This is a genomic window from Leifsonia sp. 22587 (genome assembly GCF_052044215.1).
GTDB lineage: Bacteria > Actinomycetota > Actinomycetes > Actinomycetales > Microbacteriaceae > Leifsonia > Leifsonia shinshuensis_C.
On the sequence record NZ_JBQENB010000003.1, the window covers coordinates 223,632 to 244,393 of the forward strand.

The following is a 20,762-nucleotide window of genomic DNA, read 5'->3' on the forward strand; positions in this document are numbered from 1 at the left end:
CGGCCCGGGATCGCAGGCGTAGCGTTCGCGCATGGCCAGACAGACCAGCGACCAGCAGACCGACGACTTCCCGGACATCGTGCCCGAGGAGCAGATGGATCCGGACATCGTCCCCTCCCCGCAGCCGACACCCGACTCGGTGGACGACGGCGACGAGGAGGACGGCCGCCTCTAAGCGGTCGGGTCCTCCCCTTCGCCGTGTTCCGGGAGCTGTCCCTCCTCGGCGTCATGCGCCGTGAGATCGGCACTCGTGTACTGACGCTCGCCCGGCGCGAGGTCCTCGCGCTCGTCGTCGCCGTTCGCCCGGGGGTCCGACATGGTGGCTCCTTCCATCGGAATGCTGTGCGGCTTCGGACGATAGTCGCGCCTCTCGCGGTGCGATAGGGGCGGACGGATAGCGGATGCCCACCGCGGGTTGAGGTCCCGTCCAGTCTTCTGGGGCAGGGTGGGGCCGTGGAGATCGTGGTGGACGTCGTGCTCGTGGTGCTCGCCGTCCTCGCGATCGCGGCGGGCTGGACGAAGGGCGCCATCCGCGCCGCCGGGACGCTCGTCGGCCTGGGCCTCGGGCTCTGGCTGGGGCTCACGATCGCGCCGATCGTGGTCGACTGGTTCGCGTCCGCCGGTTTCGGCGGGGTGACCCAGCGCTCGGTTGTCGCCGCCGTGGTCATCCTGGTCTGCGCCGGGGTCGTCTACGCCATCGCCGGTGCGCTCGCCTCCCTCATCGGCAAGTTGCTGCGCCACGGGCCGATCCGCTGGCTCGACTCTCTGGTCGGGGCGGTCCTCGGGCTCGCGACCTGGGCGGTCGTGGTCTGGCTCCTGGCCGGATTCGCGATGGCCACGAGCCTCGCCACCGTGGTCCAGGCGGCCAACTCCTCGAGCGTGGTGGCGACCCTCAACCGGATGGCGCCACTCCCCTCGTCCACCGTGCTGGGAGCCGTGGACGACGCCCTCGCCGGAGCGGGCCTGCCGAAGGTCTTCGAGGGCGGGGAGACGATCCGCGCGGTCCCCGAGCCGGACGGATCCGTCCCCGCCGCCGTGTCGGGCGCCGAGCAGTCGGTCGTCACGGTGCTCGCCTCGAAGCCCGCGTGCGGGCTCGACTCCGAGGGCAGCGGCTGGGTGGTGCAGCGGGGCCGGGTGGTCACCAACGCGCACGTCGTCGCGGGAGCCTCGTCCGTGGTGGTCCGGCAGTCCGGCAGCACCGCCGTCGAGCGGGCGACGCTCGTCGCCTTCGACCCGTCGCGTGACCTCGCGGTGCTCGACGTCACCGACCTCGGCGCGCCCGCGCTCGACATCGGCCCCGACCTGGCCGCGGGGGCGCCGGCGTACGCCCTCGGCTACCCGGGCGACGGTCCGTTCACCGTGTCGCCGCAGCGCGTGCGCGACCGGGTCACCGCCCGGGGAACGGACATCTACCAGAGCGGAAGCGTCGACCGCGACATCTACTCGCTCCGCGGCTCCGTGCGGCCGGGGAACTCGGGCGGACCGCTGCTCGACGCCAACGGCGACGTCGCCGGCGTGGTCTTCGCGCGGAGCGCGACGGACCCCGACACCGGGTACGCGCTCACCCTCGCCGAACTGCGGCCCGTGCTGTCGTCGGTCGGCAGCGCTCCGATCAGCTCCGGCGCCTGCTCCGCCGGCTGAGCGCCTCGCGAGACGCCTCCGGTCATGGTTTGCTGGAGGCCATGAAGGCAGTGACCTACTCCGCCACCGGCGACTCCGACGTCCTCACCCTCGGCGAGCGCGAGGAGCCGCATCCCGGTCCCGGCGAGGTGCGCGTGCGCATCCACGTCTCGGGGGTCAACCCCACCGACTGGAAGGCCCGGCGCGGCAGCGGCCCGGCGGAACTCCCCCGCCCCCAGGTGCCGAACCAGGACGGCGCCGGCGTCGTCGACGCGGTCGGTGAGGGCGTGACCGGGTTCGCGCCCGGCGACCGCGTCTGGGTGTGGGATGCGGCGTACCAGCGCCCCGACGGCACGGCCCAGGAGCTCACGGTCGTGCCGGAGCGGCAGACGGTCGCGCTGCCGGACGACGTGAGCTTCGACGAGGGTGCGTCCTTCGGCATCCCCGCGCTGACGGCGCATCGCGCTCTGACCTCGTACGAGCAGGCGCCGACGGAGCTGGCCCCCGGATCGCTGGAGGGGCGCACGGTCCTCGTCGCGGGCGGCGCCGGCGCTGTGGGGCACGCCGCCATCCAGCTCGCCGTCTGGGCGGGCGCGACCGTGATCGCGACGGTCAGCAGCCACGAGAAGGCCGAGCTCGCGCGGGCCGCGGGAGCCCACCACGTCGTCAACTACACCGACCCGGACACCGCGAAGGCGATCGGCGCGCTGGCGCCGCGCGGCGTCGACATCATCGTCGACGTGAACGTGATCGCCAACGCCGAGCTCGACGTGAAGGTCGCCGGCGCCAACGCCACGATCGCGAGCTACGCGGACGCACCCGGCGCCGACTCCGTCACGATCCCCGTGCGCCCGAGCATGTCGAAGAACCTGCGCTGGCAGTTCGTCCTCACGTACACGGTCGCTCCGGAGGCCAAGGAGGCCGCCGTGCGCGCGGTGGCCGCTGCAGCCGCCGACGGCGCCCTCCGCGTGGGAGAAGAGCACGGCCTCCCGATCACCCGCTACCCGCTCGCCGAGACGGCGGCCGCCCACGACGCGGTCGAGGACGGCGTCGTGGGCAAGGTGCTCATCGACGTGATCTGAGCGCCTGCACCACCAGCGCGACGACCGCGGCGACCGCGATCGCGGCGGAGTACCCGAGCGCCGTCGGCAGCAGCCCGATCGCGACGATGAGCTCCCCGGCGACGAGCGCGGGCACGCCGTAGGCGAGGTAGCTGACCAGGAAGATCCCGGCGAAGAGCTCCGCGCGCTGATCGTTCGGGGCGAGCGGCGCCAGGATGCGCAGCATGGCCGAGAAGCCGGCGCCGAAGCCGCCTCCCGCCACGGTCGCCCCCACGAACAGCAGCGGCAGGATGGCCGCCGCGATCCCTACCGCGGCGATCAGCACGCCGACCAGGATCGCCGCCATCGCCCACACCACCGTCCGCCGCGCCGGCGCACGGGTCAGCAGCAGGCCGGCGGTCGCGCCGACAGCCGGCGGCACCGCGACGATGGCTCCGTTGAGCAGTCCGCTGTCGAGGTGGAACACCCCGTGCAGGATGGACGGCGACAGTCCGATGAAGAGGCCCGCGAGCATCCACGTCGCCAGGAACAGCGGGATGGCTCCCGCGAACTCCGAGCGGGCGGCGCGCGGGATCAGCAGCCGCGGGATCAGCGACCGGACGGCGCCGGGGCGGCGCTGCACCGTCTCGGGCGACGCCGCGATCACCAGGATGCCGGCGGCGAACAGCAGCGCGAGCACGACGAACACGAGGGTCGTCGGCTGCGGGACGAACTGCACTGCGAGGCCGGTCAGGAAGGCGCCGATGGCGATCCCTCCGACGGGCGCGGTGCTGCCGATCGTGGCGCCGAGCTTCTTCTGCCGCTCCGGCGCGAGCTCCACCAGCGCGGCCGTGAACGTGCTCATGGCCGCGCCCGTCGCGACGACCTGCACCGCGCGGGCTCCGATGATCCAGCCGATGTCAGGTGCGAAGAGGAAGACCAGCATCGCGACGACCTGCAGCGCGAGCGCCCCGATCAGCACGGGTCGCCGGCCGATGTGGTCGGAGAGCGACCCGGCGATCAGCAGGGTGATGAGCAGGGTGACCGCGTAGATGGCGAACGCGACCGTGAGGAGCCACGGCTGGAAGCCCCACTCCTGCTGGTAGAGCACGAACAGCGGGCTGGGCGCACCCACCGCGAGAGCCACGGCCACGAAGGCCAGGGCCGCTCCGGCGAACGCGGCGGCCGGGCGGAGCCGGAAGGAGGAGACGCGGCGGGACGGGCGCAGGGGACGCGCGGCCAGGATCCCTCCGGTCGGGCAAGGCTCTTCGGCTGTGGTCATGGTCGGCTCCTTAAAGCAAAATCGATTGCTTTTAGCGACTATAGGGAGGGTTCTGGTAAAAAGCAACAGGGTTTGCTTTAAGCTATTCCCATGGAAAACACGACCACACCGTCGAAGCGGACGGGCGGACGCAGTGCCGCGGTCATCCACAACGTGCGGACCGCTGTCGAAGAGCTCGTCGAAGAGAAGGGCCAGGACAGGGTCACCGTCCCGATGATCGCCGAGCGCGCCGGCGTCAACCCGACCAGCATCTACCGCCGCTGGGGCGACCTCCCGACCCTGATCAACGACATCGCCACCTACCAGCTCGACCCCTCGCGCCCGCTGCCCGAGCGCGGCGACCTGCGCGCCGACCTCACCGAGTGGGCCCGGGAGCTGGTGGAGCACTACCGCAACCCGGTCAACGCGGCCCTGCTGCGGGGCGGAGCCTCCGCGGCCGGCGAGCGCCAGTCCAACTGCCTCCGCAACCGCCGCATCGAGGCCAACCTCCTCCTCGAGCGGTACCCGGATGCCTCGATCACGGACGACGACATCCTCGACACCGTCGTCGCCCCGATCGTCTACCGCGTGATCTTCTTGCCCTGGACGCTGGAGGACACCACCGCCGAACACTTGGTGGCCCGCCTCTTCCACTGACGCGTCTTTCACCGACGCGGCCGGAAGGCGCTAGGGTCGGGAGGCGATGCGCCAGGAACGGACCAGCGAGGAACGCGCCGCGGCCCGCTCCGGCTGGGCCGTCGGAATCGCGACGGCTCTGTACGGGATCTCGTTCGGAGCCCTCGCGACAGCCTCCGGCCTGGACGTTTGGCAGGCCTGCGTTCTGAGCCTGGTCATGTTCAGCGGCGGCTCGCAGTTCGCGCTGATCGGCATCCTCGCCTCCGGCGGCGCTGCGGCCGGCGGGACCGCCATCGCCAGCGCCGCACTGCTGGGCGTGCGCAACTCCTTCTACGCGCTGCGGCTCTCGCGGATCATCGGCCCCGGCTTCTGGCGCCGCACCGCCGCCACCCAGCTGACGATCGACGAGTCCACCGCCGTCGCCACCGCGCAGACGCAGCCGCGCGCCCAGCGGATCGGCTTCTGGGTCACCGGCCTGGTCGTCTACGTCGGCTGGAACATCATGACCCTCGCCGGCGCACTCCTCGGCGACCTCATCGGCGACGTCAAGGCCTACGGGTTGGATGCGGCCGCCGCGGCCGCCTTCCTCGGGCTGCTGTGGCCGCGGCTCAAGGCGCGCCAGACACAGGCGGTCGCGGTGGCGGGCGGTTTCGTCGCCACCCTGCTGACCCCGTTCCTCACGCCCGGGCTTCCGGTGCTCGCGGCCGCCGTGGTGGCGATCGTGCTCGGCGTGCTGAACCTGTTCGGCACCCGAGACGATCCGCCGCATCCCGAGGCCATCCCGATGGAGCGGGAGGTGGAGCCGTGACCACGTGGCACGTCATCCTGCTCGGGTCGATCGCCGTGCTGGCCCTCAAGGCCGTCGGCTGGCTGGTACCCCCCAAGGCCCTGGACCACCCGACGGTCGCGCGCGTCAGCGACCTGCTGACCGCGGCCCTGCTCGCCGCGCTGATCTGCGTGCAGACGCTCGGCGCGGGCCAGTCCCTGCAACTGGATGCGCGCCTCCCCGCCGTCGCGATCGCCGCCGGCCTCTACGCCCTCCGCGTCCCGTTCATCGTGGTGGTCCCCGCGGCCGCCGTCGTCGCCGCGCTCATCCGCCTCTTCACCTGAACGGCGCCTCAGTCGTAGCCCAGGATGATGACGTCGTCGTCCAGGCGATGGTCGGCGTCGGCGGCAGTGCACGGGGTCATGCTCGGGATGCTAGGCGAGCGGCGGTGCCCGGCGGATGTACATGACGTCGATCGGACGGAGCGCTTCCGACGGCCTGTACATCGCCGGGCCGTCCGCGGCGCGGCCGTGTCGGCGGCTCCGCATACCGTGACGCCGTGAGCGCATCCTGGCACCCGGTGGCGAATGCGCAGCCCACCGAGTGGCTGATGCGCCAGAGCTCGACGGGCACGCCGTACGGGGTGATCCGGCGATTCGCCTTCGGCGACCCGAACCGGCCGGACATCTGGTTCCGGGTGGTCACCTGGGCGCCGACCTCCGAGGGCAGGGAGCTGATCGGCTGGTGCCGCACGCTGGAGGCCGCGGCCGCCGCGGCCTGGGATCACCGCTGCGCGGCCGAGTCGTGGCGCCACCACCTCGCCGCACGCCGCACCGATGCCGGGACGATGGCGGCCCGTCGCCCGCCCGCCGCCGAGCTGGTGCGGTTCTACCGGGCGTCGCTGCGAGCGAAGAGAGGAGCGGGCACGGACCGCGAATCCGTGCTGGCCCGGATGCCGCAGCCCGCCGGCCGCCCCTAGCCTGGTGCTGTCTCGGCCAGGGGGAACCGATCCTGTCGGGGGACGGATCGGGAAAGGGCCCGGAGCGCTCAGCGCTCCGGGCCCTTTCATGTGCACAGGATGTGCGGGACCGACTTACTTGGTCAGCGGCTCCAGGGTCGGGTCGTTGGCGTACGCCTCGGCCGCGTTCTCCTTGGTGACGATGACCGGCTTCAGCAGGAAGGCCGGGACGACCTTCTTGCCGTTGTCGTACGACTTGTCGTCGTTGATTTCCGGCTTCTTGCCCTGCTGCAGGTCCTTCACCATGGTGATGGCCTGCTTGACCAGGTTGCGGGTGTCCTTGTTGATGGTCGAGTACTGCTCGCCCGCCATGATGGACTTGACCGACTCGGCCTCCGAGTCCTGACCGGTGACGATCGGGACCGGCTTGCCGGCGCCCTTCACCGAGGTGATGATGGCGCGGGCCAGGGTGTCGTTCGGCGACAGGACGCCGTCGAGCTCGGTCGAGCCGTAGTTCGCGGCCAGCAGGGTGTCCATGCGGGTCTGCGCGTTCGCCGGCAGCCAGCCCTGGGTCGACGTCTGCTTGATCTCGGTCTGACCCGAGACGACCTTCAGCGTGCCGTCCTTGATCTTCGGCTCGAGCACCTTCATGGCGCCGTTGAAGAAGACCGCGGAGTTGGCGTCGTCAGGCGAACCGGAGAAGAGCTCGATGTTGAAGTTCTTCTTGCCCGGGTACTTCTTCGCCATGCCGTCGAGCAGGGCCTGGCCCTGCAGCTCGCCGACCTTCTCGTTGTCGTACGCGACGTAGTAGTCGACGTCGTTCGTGTTGAGGATGAGGCGGTCGTACGCGATGACGGTCGCGCCGGCGTCGTGCGCGGCCTTGGCCTGCGCGGCGAGCTGGCCACCGTCGACGGCGCCGATGATGACGACCTTCGCACCGTTGGTGATCATCGACTGGATCTGCGACTGCTGGTCGGAGACGCCCGAGCCACCGGCGTACTGGACGTCACCCTTGAAGCCGGCCTCCTTCAGGCCGTCCTCGAAGAGGCCACCGGCGAGAACCCAGTTCTCCGACGTCTTGGTCGGGAGGGCGACGCCGATGGTGGCGCCCTTGTCGAAGCCGGACGCGGACGAGCCGTCGCCGGAACCGCTGCGGGCTCCGCCGGAGCAGCCCGTCAGGGCGAGCGCGGCGGCAGCTGCGACGGCCACTGTCGCGAGTGCGATTTTGCGCATTGCTATCTACTTTCTCTGTGTGTTGGGGGTGTTGCAGGGTGGGAAAACGGAAATCGTTACTTGGTGAGAGACCGCGAAGTGTCCTCGGCCTGGTCGCCCGTCGGCACGACGGCCGGCTGCTCCTGGGCCGCGGCGTCGATGCGCTGCGTGCGGTCGCGGTTGAACATCCTGCCGATCAACGACGGGCCGCCGCGACGCTTCGAGTAGACGTCGATGCCGACCGCGATGAGCAGGACCAGGCCCTTGATGATCTGCACCTTGTCGCTGGTGACACCCAGCAGCTGCAGACCGTTGTTCAGGACCGCGATGACCAGACCACCGATGATGGAGCCGGCGACGGTACCGATACCGCCGGAGACCGCGGCGCCACCGATGAAGACTGCGGCGATCGCGTCGAGCTCCCAGCCGAGACCGTCCTGAGGACCGGAGGACACGGAGCGGGCGACGGCGATCATGCCGGCCAGCGCGGCGAGCACCGACATGTTCATCATCACGAAGAAGTTGATGCGACGGATCTTCACACCGGAGAGCTCCGCAGCGTGCCAGTTGCCGCCGACCGCGTAGATGTGACGACCGAAGATCGTGTTCCGGGTGATGAACGAGTACAGGATGATCAGCACGCCGAGGATGACACCGGCGACCGGGAACGAGGTGCCGACACGGCCGCTGCCGAACAGCACCGCCGCGTACACGACGACCGCGTCCAGGATGACGACCTTGAACACGCTCACCCAGAGGGGCGCCTTCTCGGAGCCCATCTTGGTCTGCTTGCGGCGGGTGCGGACCTCGGCCAGCGCGATGACGACGGCGATGATCAGGCCGAGCAGCAGGGTGGAGTTGTTGAAGCCGGTGTTCGGGCCCCACTCGGGGAGGAAGCCGCCGCCGATGTAGGTGAAGCCGTCCGGCACGGGGATGGTGTTCGCGTTTCCGATCAGCTGGTTGAGGCCGCGGAAGATCAGCATGCCGGCGAGGGTCACGATGAAGGCGGGGACGCCGACGTAGGCGACCCACCAGCCCTGCCAGGCGCCGATGACGACGCCGACGAGCAGGCCGAGCACGATCGCGAGCGGCCACGGCACGTTCCAGTCGGTCATCGACTTGGCGACGATGATGCCGACCAGGGCCGCGACCGAGCCCACCGACAGGTCGATGTGACCCGCGATGATGACCATGACCATGCCGATGGCCAGGATCAGGACGTAGACGTTCTGATTGACCAGGTTGATCAGGTTCACCGGCTCGAGGGTCTTGCCCCCGGTGAGGATCTCGAACAGCAGGATGATGACGACGAGCGCGCCCAGGATGCCGAACTGGCGGCCGGTCGACTGCCCCCCACCGAACATCATGCCGAGGTCGCGGATGCCTCCGGACTTCTTCTTCTCAGCGGTCTGTGTGGTCATGGTTATCGGGTCACCCTCTTCTTGGCGGAAGTCATGCTTTTCAGGAGAGTCTCGGGGGTCGCTTCCGCGATGGGGAGCTCGTTGGTGATCTGACCCTCGAAGATCGTGTAGATGCGGTCGGAGATTCCGAGCAGCTCGGGGAGCTCGGAGGAGATGACGATAACGCCCTTCCCCTGCGCGGCGAGCTGCTGGATGATCCCGTAGATCTCGAACTTGGCGCCGACGTCGATGCCTCGGGTCGGCTCGTCGAGGATGAGGATGTCCGGGTCGGTGAACATCCACTTGGCCAGGACGACCTTCTGCTGGTTGCCGCCGGAGAGCGTGGAGACGCCGCGGTCGACGTCGGGCGTCCGGATGCGCAGGAGCTTGCGGTACTCGTCGGCGACCGCGTACTCCTGCAGGTCGTCGACGACGCCGCGCTTGGCGATCTTCTTGAGCTTGGCGGCGACGACGGACTGCTTGATGTCGTCGAGGAGGTTGAGACCGAGCACCTTGCGGTCCTCGCTCACGTAGGCCATGCCGTTGTCGATGGCCTCGGAGACGTTGCGGACCTGGATCTCCTTGCCGTCCTTGTAGATCTCGCCCGAGACCCAGGTGCCGTAGGAGTGGCCGAAGACGCTCATCGCGAGCTCGGTGCGGCCCGCGCCCATGAGGCCGGCGAAGCCGACGATCTCACCGCGGCGGACGTAGAAGCTGGAGTTCTTGACGACCAGACGCTCGGGGACCTGCGGGTGCTGCACGACCCAGTCCTTCACCTCGAAGAACTTCTCGCCGATGTTCGGCGTGCGCTCGGGGAAGCGGCTCTCGAGCGTGCGGCCGACCATCCCGCGGATGATGCGGTCCTCGTCGACACCGTCCGCCTTGACGTCGAGCGTCTCGATGGCGCGGCCGTCGCGGATGATCGTGATCTGGTCGGCCACCTGCTCGATCTCGTTGAGCTTGTGGCTGATGATGATGGAGCTGATCCCGCGGCCCTTCAGCCCGAGGATCAGGTCGAGGAGGTGCTGCGACTCGGCCTCGTTGAGCGCCGCGGTCGGCTCGTCGAGGATGAGGAGCTTGACGTTCTTGTTGAGCGCCTTGGCGATCTCGACCAACTGCTGCTTGCCGACGCCGATGTTCTTGATCTGGGTGTCGGGGTCGTCCGTGAGGCCGACGCGGGCGAGCAGCTCGATGGCGCGGGTCTTGGCCTGCTGCCAGTCGATGATGCCGCCGCGGCCCGGCTCGTTGCCGAGGAAGATGTTCTCGGTGATCGAGAGCTCGGGGATGAGCGCGAGCTCCTGGTGGATGATCACGATCCCTTGCTGCTCGCTGGACTTGATGTCCTTGAAGCGCATGACGTCGCCCTGGTAGACGATGTCGCCGGAGTAGGTGCCGTAGGGGTAGACACCCGAAAGCACCTTCATGAGGGTGGACTTGCCCGCGCCGTTCTCGCCGCAGATCGCGTGGATCTCGTCGGCGTGGACGGTGAGGGAGACATCCTCCAGAGCTTTCACACCAGGGAACTCCTTGGTGATCGAGCGCATCTCGAGGATGACTGCGTTCGACGGCATCGTCGCTCCTTGGCTCTGCGTGGAAATGATGTGCCTAAGTAGTAAACGCTATGTTCACACTTGTCGTCAAATAGTGAAGACAACGATGCGATAACGGCTTCACTCGTTGCCCGCGAGTGCTCCCTGGATCACGATCGCGGCCGCACCGAGGGACTCCGCGCGGTCGCCCAGCGAGGACACCCGGACGCTGGTCGTCCCCGCGATGATCGGCAGCGCGTTGTGCTGGATGCCGTGCCGGATCGGGTCGAGCAGCGCATCCCCCAGCCCCACCAGCGGGCCCCCGATCAGCACGAGCTCCGGGTTGATCACGTTGGCGATGTTGCCGATGGCCCGTCCGATCGCCGTTCCGGCGTCGCTGACCACGCGCAGCACCGCCGGGTCCTTGTCCAGCCCGCGCCGGAGGATGTCCGCGGTCGTGACGGCCGCGCCCGCCCCACGACCCAGGGATTCGAGCATCACGCTGGTGGATGCGACGGACTCCAGGCAGCCGCGGTTGCCGCAGCGGCAGATCACGCCGTGCTCCGCGACCGGGGTGTGGCCGAGCTCGCCGGTGATCCCGAGGAAGCCGTAGTACGGCTGGCCGTTGAGGATGAGGCCGGCGCCGATCCCGGTGCCGATCTTCACGAAGATGATGTTGCGCTCGCCCCGGTTGGCGCCCCACGTCACCTCGGCGAGCGCGCCGAGGTTCGCGTCGTTGTCGACCATGACCGGGAAGCCGAAGACGTCCTCCAGCTCACGCCGCGTGATCCCGACCCACTCGGGGAGGATGGCGCCCTGCAGGACGGTTCCGGTCCGCCGGTCGATGGGTCCCGGGATGCCGACGCCGACGGCCAGCACCGACTCCCGGTCGTGGCCGCCCTCCACGAGCATCCGGTCGAGCAGGCTGGAGGCCTCCCGCACGGCGCCGAGCACGTCGTACCCGGGCTCGAGGGCCACCTGCTCCTCGGCGATCACGTCGTAGCCGAGGGTCGCCAGCACGATGCGCACGTGCCGCCGGCCGAAGTCCACGCCGACGGCGACGTCGCCGGTGTCCGTCAGCTGCACGAGAAGAGCCCTGCGTCCGCTCGAGGTGACCGGACTGGTCGCGACGACGCCCTTCGTCGCCATGTCCCGGACGATGTTGGACACGGTGGCGGTGGACAGGCCGGTCCCGCGCGCCAGCTCAGCCTGGGTGGACGGTCCGTTGGCCAGGAGGAACTCGACGAGTCGTTCCTGGTTCAGATGCCTCAGTGCGCCCTGCGACCCGGGATTGCGTGCGCCACGTGGGATCAGCCCCGGAGTGGCGGTCATGACGATAAGCGTGAATGATCGAGCGGTTGGAGTCAAGCTGTGAACGCAACAGTCCAGCCCACACTCGGGTGACACGAGCGTCGGGGAGGCCGATCTGGCCGCAATACCCCCGGAATCAGTCGATCTCAGTAGCATCGGGCCGGTGACCGAGCGACCGAGCGCGAACGTTTACGTGGATGGCTTCAACCTGTACCGCCAGAAAGTCGAGCACCACCCGGACGCGAAATGGCTGGACCTCCATTCGCTCGCGCAGACGCTGATCCCGACCCACTCGATCAGGCGGATCCGTTACTTCACCGCGCTCGTCCGGCCGGCCCTGGGAACGGATCCGCGCGCTCCCATCCGGCAGCAGACCTACATCCGTGCCCTGCGGACGAATCCTCTGGTCACCGTGCACGAGGGACAGTTCCGCAACGACGCACGGTGGATGCCGGCCCTTCCGATCACCTTCGACGAGGCGGGCGAGATCACCAAGGTGAAGGTCCGCAAGACCGAGGAGAAGGGATCCGACGTGAACCTTGCGTCGTACATGACGTACGACGCGTGCCGCGATGACGCCGACCTTTTCGTGCTGGTCTCGAACGACTCGGACTTCGTGACGATGCTGAGCATCCTGTCCGGCGAATTGGGGAAGAAGTGGGCCTTGCTGAGCCCGGTCGAGCGGCCGAACAGCCGACTCCTGGAACTCGGACCGGTCTTCATCAAGCAGATCCGCCGTGGTGCCTTGCTCGCCAACCAGCTGCCCGCGGAGATCCGGTCTGAGGAGCACGGGCTGCTGCGCCGCCCGGAGGCGTGGTCTGTTAACGAAACAGGGGCCCCGTAGGGCCCCGTACCCGGTAGCCGAAGCATCCGGGGGTGTGACACCACACTACTCGACCATCGTCCGCAGCGGCCAGATGCGGCCACTCGACTTCGCCTCGAACGCAGGGGAGGCCGATTCTGCTGGGATGATGGAGGCATGCCCATCCTGAACAAGGACATGCAGGTCTGCATCTCGCTGGCCGGCCGCCCCAGCAACATCGGCACGCGCTTCCACAACTTCCTGTACGACGAGCTCGGACTGAACTTCGTCTACAAGGCGTTCACGACCGACGACCTGGAGGGCGCCGTGCGCGGCATCCGGGCGCTCGGCATCCGCGGCTGCTCCGTCTCCATGCCGTTCAAGGAGGCGATCATCCCGCTGGTCGACAACCTGGAGCAATCCGCCGTCGCCATCGAGTCGGTGAACACCGTCGTCAACGAGGATGGATTGCTCACGGCATCCAACACCGACTACGAAGCCGTCGCGCAGCTGCTCGCCGAGCACCGGGTCGACCCCGCGCAGCGGGTCCTGGTGCGCGGCTCCGGCGGGATGGCGAAGGCCGTGGTCGCCGCCTTCCGCGGCGCCGGCTTCGACGACCTCACCGTGCTGGCGCGCAACACCGACGCCGGCCCGGCGCTGGCGGAACGGTACGACTACGCCTGGGTCGCGGAGGACCCCGAGCCCGACTTCGACGTCATCGTCAACGTGACACCGCTCGGGATGCGCGGCGACACCGAGTCCGTCCTCTCCTTCGAGCGGCCGTTCATCGAGCGTGCATCCACCGTCTTCGACGTGGTCGCGTTCCCGTCCGAGACGCCGCTGATCGCCGCGGCGCGCGAGGCGGGCACGGCGGTCATCACCGGCGCCGAGGTGATCGCGCTGCAGGCGGCGCGGCAGTTCGAGCGCTACACGGGCGTCGCGCTGACGCCGGAGCAGGTCGCCCGGGCGTCGGAGTTCTCCCGAGCGGAGTGATGCGGAGCGCCGCGTCCGGGGAGTAGCTTGAGCCCACGGACGTGAAGGAGCGTGACGCATGGGCATCGGAAGCGGCATCTTCATCTTCGTCGTCGGGCTCATCCTCGCCTTCGCGCTGCAGGTCGAGGTGAGCTGGATCGACCTGAAGACGACCGGGTACATCCTGATGGGCGCGGGGCTGGTGGTGTTCGTCATCTCCCTGGCGTTCGCGCTGCGGCGCCGGCCCCGCACCGTCATCCGGCGCGAGAGCATCGACCCCGCCACGGGCGAGCGGGTCGAGCGACGCACCGATGAGTACTGAGTCCCCGCCCTACACTGGTCGGGTGCCAGACGACGTCCTCGCCCTCGAGAACCAGGTGTGCTTCGGCCTGGCGGTGGCGGCCCGGAGCGTGATCGCCCTCTACCGGCCGGTGCTCGAACCGCTGTCGCTGACCCATCCGCAGTACCTCGTGATGCTCGCGCTGTGGGAGCAGGAGCCGCGGTCCGTCAAGAACCTGAGCGACACGCTCGCGCTGGAGCCGGCGACCCTCTCGCCGCTGCTCAAGCGGCTGGAGGCGACGGGCTACGTCGAGCGACGCCGCAGCACGGCGGACGAGCGCGCGCTCGAGGTCCGCCTGACCGAACGCGGCCGGGCGCTGCGCGCGGAGGCGGAGCAGATCCCGCCGCGCATCATCGAGCGTCTCGGACTGCCGATCGCCGATCTGGAGAACCTGCGCGAGAGCCTCCAGGCCATCATCGCGGCCGCCGCGCGCACCCCGTAGCGGCTGTACCCTGCCCTGCGGGTCAGGGTCTACGCTGACGGCGGAGGACGACATGCGCATCAGCGAGCTGGCCGAACGGGCCGGAGTGACGGTGAAGGCCGTCCGCTACTACGAGCGACTCGGCCTGGTCGCTCCCACGCGGCTGGGCAACGGCTATCGGGAGTACGGCGACGAGCACCTGCGCGCCGTGCGGGAGATCCGGGAGCTCGCTGCCACGGGCATCCCGCCGGGCAAGGCGCGCCCGTTCATCGAGTGCCTCGGGTCCGGTCACGCGCACAGTGACGAGTGCCCCGCATCCCGGGACGCCTACCGCGACGGCCTCGCCGAGCTCGACAGCGCCATCGCGCAGCTCGAGCGGCGCCGGGAGCTGCTGGCCCGGCGGCTCGCGGGGGCCGAGCACCGCATCCCCGAGCCGGAGCACGGCTGCGGGTGCACCGTCCCCCTGCCCTGACCGCTCGCCCGGATCATCCCCAGGGATGACCCATCCCCCACCTGCGGTCGATGCCCTCCGGCGGCGCTCACGGTTGACTCGGAACGTCGGCTCGCAGCGCAGTGCTCCGGGCCGGACACGAAGGGGGAAACCGATGACGACGCTGGGCCACGGACTGCGAACCGCACCGACGCTCGGAACGCCGTCGGAACCGGTGCGGCGGCGGGCGCGGGGGCTGCTCGCCGCCGTCACCGGCAACGCGTACCTGCAGCTCGCGATCACCCTGCTGCTGATCGCCGCCGGGATGGCGCTCCTCCTCGTCGGGATCGGTTTCGTGCTCGACATCGCGGTGCCCTGGGTCTTCGGCGACGAGCTGCGCGCACTGAAGGTGCTTCTGCCGCAACTGGGCTGAGCCCTGGCCGATCAGGCCCGCCGACCCCTAGAGTCCCGGACATGGGACGCCTCCTCTATTCCGCGATCGCCTCCGTCGACGGCTACACCGTCGACGCCGCCGGCTCGTTCGCCTGGGCCGCGCCGGACGCTGAGGTGCACGCCTTCGCGAACGCTCTGGAATGGGGCGTCGGCACCGTGCTCTACGGGCGCCGGATGTACGAGACGATGCGGGTCTGGCAGGACATGCCGGGGGCGGAGGACGATCCCGTGACGGCCGAGTTCGCGGCCGCCTGGCGGGACTCCGACAAGATCGTCTTCTCGTCGAGCCTCGCCGGGGTGACCACTCCCCGCACGCGGCTGGAGCGGACCTTCGACCCGGATGCGGTGCGCACGCTGGTGCAGGACGCCGAGCACGACGTGTCGATCGGCGGCCCGACCCTCGCGGCCCGCGCGTTCGCCGCCGGCTTGGTCGCCGAGGTGTGGCTCATGCTCGTGCCCGTGGCCGTGGGCGGCGGCACGCCCGCCCTGCCGCTGGGCCAGCGCCTCGGGCTGGAGCTCCGCGACGAGCGCCGCTTCGGCAACGGCACGGTGGCCCTGCACTACGCCGTACAGAACTGAGGAGACCTCGACTTCTACTCCCCTGTGTGCGCCCGGAGCGCTACCCTGAGCGCGAAGGCCCGTGCCGGAGCGGGCCGGGGAGTGCACGCATGACCAAGCACAGGATCCTCGCGGCAGCTGCACTGACGGCCGCCGTCGCCGCTCTCGCTCTCGGCTCTCCACAGGCCGTCCAGGGCATCGCACCAGGCGCGACCAGCGTCCACTTCACGGCCGCCGGCGACTACACGTCCTCCGCCGCCGCAGCCAGCGTCCTCCAAGGGGTCAAGAACATCGCTCCCGACCTCAACCTCGCAGTCGGCGACCTCTCCTACGCCGCGGCGGGTCAGGAGCAGGCGTGGTGCGACTTCGTCACCCAGAATGTCGGCGCCGGTTTCCCGTTCGAGCTGGTCTCGGGCAACCACGAGAGCAGCGGCCAGAACGGCAACATCAACGACTTCTCCGCCTGCCTGCCGAACCAGCTGCCCGGCGTCATCGGAACCTACGGGCGGCAGTACTACGTCGACGTGCCACAGGGTGCGCCGCTCGTGCGCTTCATCATGGTCTCGCCGGGCCTCCCGTTCTCGGACGGCACGTGGACCTACGCGGCGGGCACCTCCCATTACACATGGACGCAGAATGCGATCGACGGAGCGCGTGCGGCAGGCGTCCCCTGGGTCGTGGTGGGGATGCACAAGCCGTGTCTCTCACTCGGCCAGTACACGTGCGAAGCGGGCGCTGACATCCTGAACCTGCTCGTCTCGAAGAAAGTGGACCTGGTGCTCACCGGCCACGAGCACCTGTACCAGCGCACCAAGCAGCTGGCGACCGGTCCGAACTGCTCCTCGATCGCGCCGGGCACCTACTCTGCTGGCTGCGTCGCCGACGCGGACAACACGCTCGTCAAGGGCTCGGGGACGGTCTTCGCGACCGTCGGCACCGGGGGCAACAACAACTACGACATCCAGCCGGGCGACAGCGAGGCCGGCTACTTCGCGTCGTCGTACGGGAACTCCGCGGCCCCCGTGTACGGATCCATGGACGTCACCGCGACGGCGACGCAGCTGAACGCGTCCTTCGCACGCGCCACTGGGGCGAACTTCACGGACAGCTTCGTCATCGGGCCGCCTGTCGCCGGCAACCAGCCGCCGAACGCCAGCTTCGTCTCCTCCTGCACCGACCTCACCTGCTCGTTCGACGGGACCGGATCCTCCGATCCCGACGGCACGATCGCGACCTACGCCTGGGACTACGGCGATGGCGCCTCCGGCACGGGGGGGACCGCGACGCACGCCTACGCGGCGGCCGGAACGTACACGCCTCGGCTCACCGTGACGGACGACGGCGGATCGGCGTCCTCGACCACGCGGACGATCACGGTCACCGCGCCTCCGCCGCCACCGGACACGCTGGCCACCGACTCCTTCGAGCGCTCGGTCACGAACGGCTGGGGCACCGCTCCGACGGGAGGCGCGTGGTCGGTCTCCGGCTCATCCTCGCTGTACTCGGTCGCCAACGGCACCGGCCGCATCCAGCTGCCCGCGGCCGGCGGCGGCACGACCCGGCTCCCCGGAGTCAGCGCGACGGGGATCGACCTCCGGATGGCCGTGACTCTCGACAAGCTCCCCTCGACGGGGAACGTCTACCTGACCGTCCAGGGGCGCCGGATCGCCACCAGCGGAGCGTACGCGTCGAAGGTGATCGTGTCCTCGGCAGGCAAGGTGACGATCCAGATCGTGCGGGTCGACCAGAACGGTGGGAACGAGGTCGTCGTCCAGTCGTCCGTCGCCGTCCCGTTCACATACGTGGCCGGAACCCGGCTCGACATCCGCGTGCGGACCACGGGAACGTCCCCGACCTTGGTCGAGACGAAGACCTGGCTTGACGGGACGCCGGAGCCGAGCACATGGCAGCGGTCCGCCAGCGACAGCACGACTGCGCTGCAAGGCGCGGGTGGGATCGCCATCACGGGCTATCTGTCCGGCGCCGTCGCGAACGCACCGGTGACGATGAGCGTCGACGACCTCGCCGCGGTCAAGCCCTGACGCCGTCCCACCAGCGCAGCACCCGGAGCGCGCGCAGAGTGAGCCACTGGCTCGGGAAGCCCTCCATCTCGAACTCGACGTTGACCGGTCCCTCGTGGTCGTTCTCGAGCACCCAGCGGCCCTCGGCGTCCCGCTTCGACCGGACCAGTTCCACCGCCTCGGACAGGCGCGGATCCCGCCGGTCCTGCAGCCGGAAGTGCTCGAGCCCCCGCAGCGCGTCGTGGTACCAGCGGACCGGGTAGGAGAGCATCGTCATCCGGGGATCCGGGATGCTGCCGTCGGAGCGACGGCGGAACAGCCCGCGCTCGAGGAGGTACTCCTCCCCCGCGGCCGCGGTCTCCTCCACGCGCGGGTCGGAGCCGCCCGCGTGCTGCCAGGCCCGCAGTCCCTCGACGGCGCAGATGGTGGAGTGGAAGGACGAGACCCGCGCGCCGTACTCCGCCCAGCAGTTCCAGCCGCCGTCTCCGAGCCGCGAATCGGCCAGGGTCTCGGCGACTCGATCGCCGCTCTCCCCGAAGTACGTGGCGATGGTGAGCACCACGCCGTTGATGCACGGTTCGGTCTCGCCGTCGAAGTACGGCTCGCCGGCGTGCTCCCAGCGAACATTTTCGCGAACCCGGGCGATGGCGCGTCGCGCCTCCGGACTCGTCGGATCGAGGCCGAAGTCCACCAGCTGCTGCAGGGTGAAGTGCGTCCCGCTCCACGCATCGAAGCCGTCGCGCTCCGGGGGGATCCAGCCGGGCCGGTAAGTCCCGCCGTCCCAGAGGCCGTCCTCCGCCTGCTCGGCCAGCAGTGCCGCACCCCAGCCCTCCGTTGCGATGCGGGCGCGCTCGGCTGCGACCTCCTCATCGGGCGCGTCGGTGAGCGCGTGCAACACCTGCCAGCGGATGGCCGGATCGGAATCGAGAAGCCAGTCGAGGACGTCCATGCGGCACACCGTAGCCCTCGCACGCGCCTGCGCGCACCTGCCTGCAGGGGTACCCCCCATTGGAGGGATATGTCAATGACTGGACCCGCCTCCACCGGGCGTCTTCCGTGGGCGGCACAAACCCATCCGGGACACACCCCATCCGGGCACATCCACCGAAAGGAAACGGCAGTCATGACCATGTCAGACGACCAGTCCGCGGACACCCCGATCTTCGACAGCAGGCGCGAGACGCTGGAGCCCGAGGCCGGCCTCCCCGAGTCGGTGCTGCCCGGCGGCGCAGCAGGCGCCGGCGGCACGACGACCAGCGGCACGACGACCACCAGCGGCAACTCGACCGGCGGCCAGAGCGGCGTACGCGAGGAGGCGGGACGCGTCGCCGGCTCGGCGGCGCAGGCCGGCAAGGACGTCGCAGGCACCGCGAAGGAGCAGGCGAAGAACGTCGCGAGCGAGGCGAAGTCGCAGGCGAGAGACCTGTACCACCAGACCCAGCGCGAGCTGCGGGACCAGGCGGCCCAGCAGCAGGAGCGGGTCGCGAGCGGTCTGCGCTCCGTCGGCGACGAGCTGGACCAGATGGCCTCGTCCTCCGAGCAGGGCGGCGTCGCCAGCGACCTCGTCCGGCAGGCCGCACAGCGCACCCACTCGATCGCCGGCTGGCTCGAGCAGCGCGACCCCGGCTCGCTTCTCAACGAGGTGAAGTCGTACGCACGACGCAACCCGGGCACGTTCATCGCCGCGGCGGCCATCGCCGGCGCGCTCGCGGGACGCCTGACCCGCGCTCTGGCGAGCGGGAACGACTCCGACAGCGGCAGCAGCTCCGGCTCGACCGGCACCACCGCCGCCGGATACACCGGGACGACCGGGTACACCGGCACGACCGGTTACACCGACACCACGGGCTACACCGGCGCGAGCACGACCGGCCTGAGCGGCACGGGGACGGTCGCCGACGGCGACCTGTACGACGACGGCGTCACCGACCAGCCTGAGCTGCCGGGCGCCGGCTACACCGGAGGCCGGGCATGACCGACCAGCCCAGTGCCGCAGAGGATCGCGCAGCGAACAGTTCGCTGGGCGAGCTCCTCGGAGAGGTCAGTCGCGATCTCTCCACGCTGATCCGCCAGGAGATGGAACTCGCCAAAGCCGAGATCCGGCAGACCGCCACGCGCGCCGGAAAGGGCGCCGGGCTGCTGGGAGGCGCCGGCTACGCCGGACTGATGGCGGTGTTCTTCCTGTCGATCGCCCTGTGGTGGGCGCTCGGCTACCTGGTCGGCAACGCCTGGTCCGCGGTGATCGTCGCCGTGATCTGGGCGATCGTCGCGCTCGTCCTGTACCTGGTCGGGCGCAAGCAGCTGGCGACCGTGAAAGGCGCACCGCAGACCGTCGAGACGGTCAAGGAAATCCCCCCGACCCTGAAACCGAACGGAGAGAACCGATGAGTGACGACCCCGACGCCATCCGCGCCGACATCGAGGCCACGCGCCGCAATCTGAGCGGAGACGTGGACGCACTGGCCGACAAGGTCACGCCCAGTAAGATCGTGGACCGCCAGACCCGCAAGGTCAAAGGCGCCTGGCACTCCCTCAGCGACCGGGTGATGGGCACCGCCGACGACGTGGGAGGCACCGTCTCCAACGCCGGCGAGTCCGTCGCCGACGCTGGCCGCACCGTCGTGAACAAGGCACAGGGCAACCCGCTCGCCGTCGGCCTCATCGCCTTCGGCGTCGGCGCCCTCGTCGCCTCGCTGATCCCGGCGAGCAACAAGGAGAAGGAGCTCGCATCCTCGGCGAAGGATGCGGCACAGCCCCTGCTCCAGGAGGCGGCCGACGTCGGCAAGCAGGTCGCGAACGACCTCAAGGAGCCGGCCCAGCAGGCCGTCCAGTCGGTGAAGGAGACCGCGCAGGAGGGGGTGTCCACCGTCAAGGAGGAGGCCACCGACCGCGCGAGCGATGTCGCCGACGACGCCAAGCAGTCGCAGCAGCGGTTGCAGTCCGACCAGTAGAACCCCCTCCCCGCGCGGCGGTCGGCCTCCCCCGGGCCGGCCGCCGCCCCTTTTAAAAGCACTGCACCGAGAGGATCCGAC

At 69.8% G+C, this 20,762-nt stretch carries 25 protein-coding genes; 18 read left to right on the top strand and 7 right to left on the bottom strand.

The window, feature by feature from the left end:
• Positions 1-31 precede the first annotated feature (31 nt).
• Positions 32-175, top strand: coding sequence for a hypothetical protein (locus tag ACTJI1_RS13185; RefSeq protein ID WP_310132808.1), 144 nt, complete (start codon positions 32-34; stop codon positions 173-175).
• Here ACTJI1_RS13185 and ACTJI1_RS13190 read toward each other — a convergent pair.
• Complete coding sequence (locus tag ACTJI1_RS13190) at positions 172-318, bottom strand: hypothetical protein (protein ID WP_310132806.1); 147 nt, start codon at positions 316-318, stop codon at positions 172-174. The two genes, ACTJI1_RS13185 and ACTJI1_RS13190, sit on opposite strands and share 4 nt — an antisense overlap.
• A gap of 135 nt (positions 319-453) precedes the next feature.
• On the opposite strand from ACTJI1_RS13190, the gene ACTJI1_RS13195 reads away from it, so the two are divergent.
• A complete protein-coding gene (locus tag ACTJI1_RS13195; protein WP_440743004.1) occupies positions 454-1,641 on the top strand; it encodes a MarP family serine protease in 1,188 nt (395 codons plus the stop codon).
• A gap of 41 nt (positions 1,642-1,682) precedes the next feature.
• Positions 1,683-2,702, top strand: coding sequence for an NADPH:quinone reductase (locus ACTJI1_RS13200; protein WP_440743005.1), 1,020 nt, complete (start codon positions 1,683-1,685; stop codon positions 2,700-2,702).
• Here ACTJI1_RS13200 and ACTJI1_RS13205 read toward each other — a convergent pair.
• Positions 2,686-3,942 (bottom strand): MFS transporter, encoded by a 1,257-nt coding sequence (locus ACTJI1_RS13205; RefSeq protein WP_440743006.1) that lies wholly within the window; start codon positions 3,940-3,942, stop codon positions 2,686-2,688. The two genes, ACTJI1_RS13200 and ACTJI1_RS13205, sit on opposite strands and share 17 nt — an antisense overlap.
• Before the next feature lie 90 nt (positions 3,943-4,032).
• Here ACTJI1_RS13205 and ACTJI1_RS13210 point away from each other — a divergent pair, with 90 nt between their 5' ends.
• From ACTJI1_RS13210 to ACTJI1_RS13225, 4 genes are all read left to right on the top strand, one after another.
• The gene (locus ACTJI1_RS13210; protein WP_440743007.1) at positions 4,033-4,578 is read left to right on the top strand and encodes a TetR/AcrR family transcriptional regulator; all 546 of its coding nucleotides are present in this window, start codon (positions 4,033-4,035) and stop codon (positions 4,576-4,578) included.
• Positions 4,579-4,624: 46 nt separating this feature from the next.
• Entirely contained in the window at positions 4,625-5,365 is a 741-nt protein-coding gene (locus ACTJI1_RS13215) for an AzlC family ABC transporter permease (RefSeq protein WP_310132795.1), read from the top strand.
• The gene (locus ACTJI1_RS13220; protein WP_310132792.1) at positions 5,362-5,667 is read left to right on the top strand and encodes an AzlD domain-containing protein; all 306 of its coding nucleotides are present in this window, start codon (positions 5,362-5,364) and stop codon (positions 5,665-5,667) included. The genes ACTJI1_RS13215 and ACTJI1_RS13220 overlap by 4 nt, the downstream gene beginning before the upstream one ends.
• A 215-nt stretch (positions 5,668-5,882) precedes the next feature.
• A complete protein-coding gene (locus ACTJI1_RS13225) occupies positions 5,883-6,302 on the top strand; it encodes a hypothetical protein (RefSeq protein ID WP_310132788.1) in 420 nt (139 codons plus the stop codon).
• A gap of 114 nt (positions 6,303-6,416) precedes the next feature.
• Here the strand turns inward: ACTJI1_RS13225 and ACTJI1_RS13230 are convergent, their stop codons facing one another.
• The 4 genes from ACTJI1_RS13230 to ACTJI1_RS13245 all read right to left on the bottom strand — a co-directional run bounded on the left by ACTJI1_RS13230 (position 6,417) and on the right by ACTJI1_RS13245 (position 11,754).
• A complete protein-coding gene (locus tag ACTJI1_RS13230) occupies positions 6,417-7,514 on the bottom strand; it encodes a substrate-binding domain-containing protein (protein ID WP_310132786.1) in 1,098 nt (365 codons plus the stop codon).
• Positions 7,515-7,570: 56 nt separating this feature from the next.
• Positions 7,571-8,914: a multiple monosaccharide ABC transporter permease gene (gene mmsB, locus ACTJI1_RS13235; protein ID WP_310132782.1), complete on the bottom strand. Its 1,344-nt coding sequence runs from the start codon at positions 8,912-8,914 to the stop codon at positions 7,571-7,573.
• A 2-nt stretch (positions 8,915-8,916) separates the two neighbouring features.
• Positions 8,917-10,464 (bottom strand): multiple monosaccharide ABC transporter ATP-binding protein, encoded by a 1,548-nt coding sequence (gene mmsA, locus ACTJI1_RS13240; RefSeq protein WP_440743008.1) that lies wholly within the window; start codon positions 10,462-10,464, stop codon positions 8,917-8,919.
• Positions 10,465-10,563: 99 nt separating this feature from the next.
• On the bottom strand, positions 10,564-11,754 hold the full coding sequence (locus tag ACTJI1_RS13245) for an ROK family protein (RefSeq protein ID WP_440743009.1): 1,191 nt from the start codon (positions 11,752-11,754) through the stop codon (positions 10,564-10,566).
• 142 nt (positions 11,755-11,896) lie between these two features.
• Here ACTJI1_RS13245 and ACTJI1_RS13250 point away from each other — a divergent pair, with 142 nt between their 5' ends.
• The 8 genes from ACTJI1_RS13250 to ACTJI1_RS13285 all read left to right on the top strand — a co-directional run bounded on the left by ACTJI1_RS13250 (position 11,897) and on the right by ACTJI1_RS13285 (position 17,751).
• Positions 11,897-12,577, top strand: coding sequence for an NYN domain-containing protein (locus tag ACTJI1_RS13250; protein ID WP_440743010.1), 681 nt, complete (start codon positions 11,897-11,899; stop codon positions 12,575-12,577).
• A 135-nt stretch (positions 12,578-12,712) separates the two neighbouring features.
• Positions 12,713-13,528, top strand: coding sequence for a shikimate 5-dehydrogenase (locus ACTJI1_RS13255; protein WP_440743011.1), 816 nt, complete (start codon positions 12,713-12,715; stop codon positions 13,526-13,528).
• Positions 13,529-13,586: 58 nt separating this feature from the next.
• The gene (locus tag ACTJI1_RS13260) at positions 13,587-13,829 is read left to right on the top strand and encodes a DUF6458 family protein (RefSeq protein WP_440743012.1); all 243 of its coding nucleotides are present in this window, start codon (positions 13,587-13,589) and stop codon (positions 13,827-13,829) included.
• A gap of 22 nt (positions 13,830-13,851) precedes the next feature.
• Positions 13,852-14,289 (top strand): MarR family winged helix-turn-helix transcriptional regulator, encoded by a 438-nt coding sequence (locus ACTJI1_RS13265; RefSeq protein WP_440743013.1) that lies wholly within the window; start codon positions 13,852-13,854, stop codon positions 14,287-14,289.
• Between the two features lie 52 nt (positions 14,290-14,341).
• On the top strand, positions 14,342-14,740 hold the full coding sequence (locus ACTJI1_RS13270) for a MerR family transcriptional regulator (protein WP_310132770.1): 399 nt from the start codon (positions 14,342-14,344) through the stop codon (positions 14,738-14,740).
• Positions 14,741-14,873: 133 nt separating this feature from the next.
• Positions 14,874-15,131, top strand: a complete 258-nt coding sequence (locus tag ACTJI1_RS13275) for a hypothetical protein (protein WP_310132767.1) — start codon at positions 14,874-14,876, stop codon at positions 15,129-15,131.
• A 41-nt stretch (positions 15,132-15,172) separates the two neighbouring features.
• Positions 15,173-15,730 carry a dihydrofolate reductase family protein gene (locus ACTJI1_RS13280; protein ID WP_440743014.1) on the top strand — a complete coding sequence of 186 codons (558 nt, stop codon included), beginning with the start codon at positions 15,173-15,175 and terminating at the stop codon, positions 15,728-15,730.
• An 89-nt stretch (positions 15,731-15,819) separates the two neighbouring features.
• Complete coding sequence (locus ACTJI1_RS13285; protein WP_440743015.1) at positions 15,820-17,751, top strand: PKD domain-containing protein; 1,932 nt, start codon at positions 15,820-15,822, stop codon at positions 17,749-17,751.
• Here the strand turns inward: ACTJI1_RS13285 and ACTJI1_RS13290 are convergent.
• Complete coding sequence (locus tag ACTJI1_RS13290) at positions 17,741-18,679, bottom strand: hypothetical protein (RefSeq protein ID WP_440743016.1); 939 nt, start codon at positions 18,677-18,679, stop codon at positions 17,741-17,743. The two genes, ACTJI1_RS13285 and ACTJI1_RS13290, sit on opposite strands and share 11 nt — an antisense overlap.
• A gap of 174 nt (positions 18,680-18,853) precedes the next feature.
• Between ACTJI1_RS13290 and ACTJI1_RS13295 the strand changes: the two genes are divergently transcribed.
• From ACTJI1_RS13295 to ACTJI1_RS13305, 3 genes are read left to right on the top strand one after another with little or no spacing between them, the layout of a single operon-like run.
• Positions 18,854-19,705 (top strand): hypothetical protein, encoded by an 852-nt coding sequence (locus tag ACTJI1_RS13295; protein WP_440743017.1) that lies wholly within the window; start codon positions 18,854-18,856, stop codon positions 19,703-19,705.
• Positions 19,702-20,118 carry a phage holin family protein gene (locus ACTJI1_RS13300; protein WP_310132758.1) on the top strand — a complete coding sequence of 139 codons (417 nt, stop codon included), beginning with the start codon at positions 19,702-19,704 and terminating at the stop codon, positions 20,116-20,118. Before ACTJI1_RS13295 ends, ACTJI1_RS13300 begins: the two co-directional genes overlap by 4 nt.
• Positions 20,115-20,681 (top strand): DUF3618 domain-containing protein, encoded by a 567-nt coding sequence (locus ACTJI1_RS13305; RefSeq protein ID WP_310132756.1) that lies wholly within the window; start codon positions 20,115-20,117, stop codon positions 20,679-20,681. The genes ACTJI1_RS13300 and ACTJI1_RS13305 overlap by 4 nt, the downstream gene beginning before the upstream one ends.
• The last annotated feature ends 81 nt before the right edge of the window (positions 20,682-20,762 follow it).

What these genes read in the sequence shown, in the direction of transcription:
- ACTJI1_RS13185 (WP_310132808.1), top strand. Translation starts at nt 32, where the DNA reads ATGGCCAGACAGACCAGCGACCAGCAGACCGACGACTTCCCGGACATC.
- ACTJI1_RS13190 (WP_310132806.1), bottom strand. Translation starts at nt 318, where the DNA reads ATGTCGGACCCCCGGGCGAACGGCGACGACGAGCGCGAGGACCTCGCG.
- ACTJI1_RS13200 (WP_440743005.1), top strand. Translation starts at nt 1,683, where the DNA reads ATGAAGGCAGTGACCTACTCCGCCACCGGCGACTCCGACGTCCTCACC.
- ACTJI1_RS13205 (WP_440743006.1), bottom strand. Translation starts at nt 3,942, where the DNA reads ATGACCACAGCCGAAGAGCCTTGCCCGACCGGAGGGATCCTGGCCGCG.
- ACTJI1_RS13210 (WP_440743007.1), top strand. Translation starts at nt 4,033, where the DNA reads ATGGAAAACACGACCACACCGTCGAAGCGGACGGGCGGACGCAGTGCC.
- ACTJI1_RS13215 (WP_310132795.1), top strand. Translation starts at nt 4,625, where the DNA reads ATGCGCCAGGAACGGACCAGCGAGGAACGCGCCGCGGCCCGCTCCGGC.
- ACTJI1_RS13230 (WP_310132786.1), bottom strand. Translation starts at nt 7,514, where the DNA reads ATGCGCAAAATCGCACTCGCGACAGTGGCCGTCGCAGCTGCCGCCGCG.
- mmsB (WP_310132782.1), bottom strand. Translation starts at nt 8,914, where the DNA reads ATGACCACACAGACCGCTGAGAAGAAGAAGTCCGGAGGCATCCGCGAC.
- mmsA (WP_440743008.1), bottom strand. Translation starts at nt 10,464, where the DNA reads ATGCCGTCGAACGCAGTCATCCTCGAGATGCGCTCGATCACCAAGGAG.
- ACTJI1_RS13245 (WP_440743009.1), bottom strand. Translation starts at nt 11,754, where the DNA reads ATGACCGCCACTCCGGGGCTGATCCCACGTGGCGCACGCAATCCCGGG.
- ACTJI1_RS13255 (WP_440743011.1), top strand. Translation starts at nt 12,713, where the DNA reads ATGCCCATCCTGAACAAGGACATGCAGGTCTGCATCTCGCTGGCCGGC.
- ACTJI1_RS13260 (WP_440743012.1), top strand. Translation starts at nt 13,587, where the DNA reads ATGGGCATCGGAAGCGGCATCTTCATCTTCGTCGTCGGGCTCATCCTC.
- ACTJI1_RS13270 (WP_310132770.1), top strand. Translation starts at nt 14,342, where the DNA reads ATGCGCATCAGCGAGCTGGCCGAACGGGCCGGAGTGACGGTGAAGGCC.
- ACTJI1_RS13275 (WP_310132767.1), top strand. Translation starts at nt 14,874, where the DNA reads ATGACGACGCTGGGCCACGGACTGCGAACCGCACCGACGCTCGGAACG.
- ACTJI1_RS13280 (WP_440743014.1), top strand. Translation starts at nt 15,173, where the DNA reads ATGGGACGCCTCCTCTATTCCGCGATCGCCTCCGTCGACGGCTACACC.
- ACTJI1_RS13285 (WP_440743015.1), top strand. Translation starts at nt 15,820, where the DNA reads ATGACCAAGCACAGGATCCTCGCGGCAGCTGCACTGACGGCCGCCGTC.
- ACTJI1_RS13290 (WP_440743016.1), bottom strand. Translation starts at nt 18,679, where the DNA reads ATGGACGTCCTCGACTGGCTTCTCGATTCCGATCCGGCCATCCGCTGG.
- ACTJI1_RS13295 (WP_440743017.1), top strand. Translation starts at nt 18,854, where the DNA reads ATGACCATGTCAGACGACCAGTCCGCGGACACCCCGATCTTCGACAGC.
- ACTJI1_RS13300 (WP_310132758.1), top strand. Translation starts at nt 19,702, where the DNA reads ATGACCGACCAGCCCAGTGCCGCAGAGGATCGCGCAGCGAACAGTTCG.
- ACTJI1_RS13305 (WP_310132756.1), top strand. Translation starts at nt 20,115, where the DNA reads ATGAGTGACGACCCCGACGCCATCCGCGCCGACATCGAGGCCACGCGC.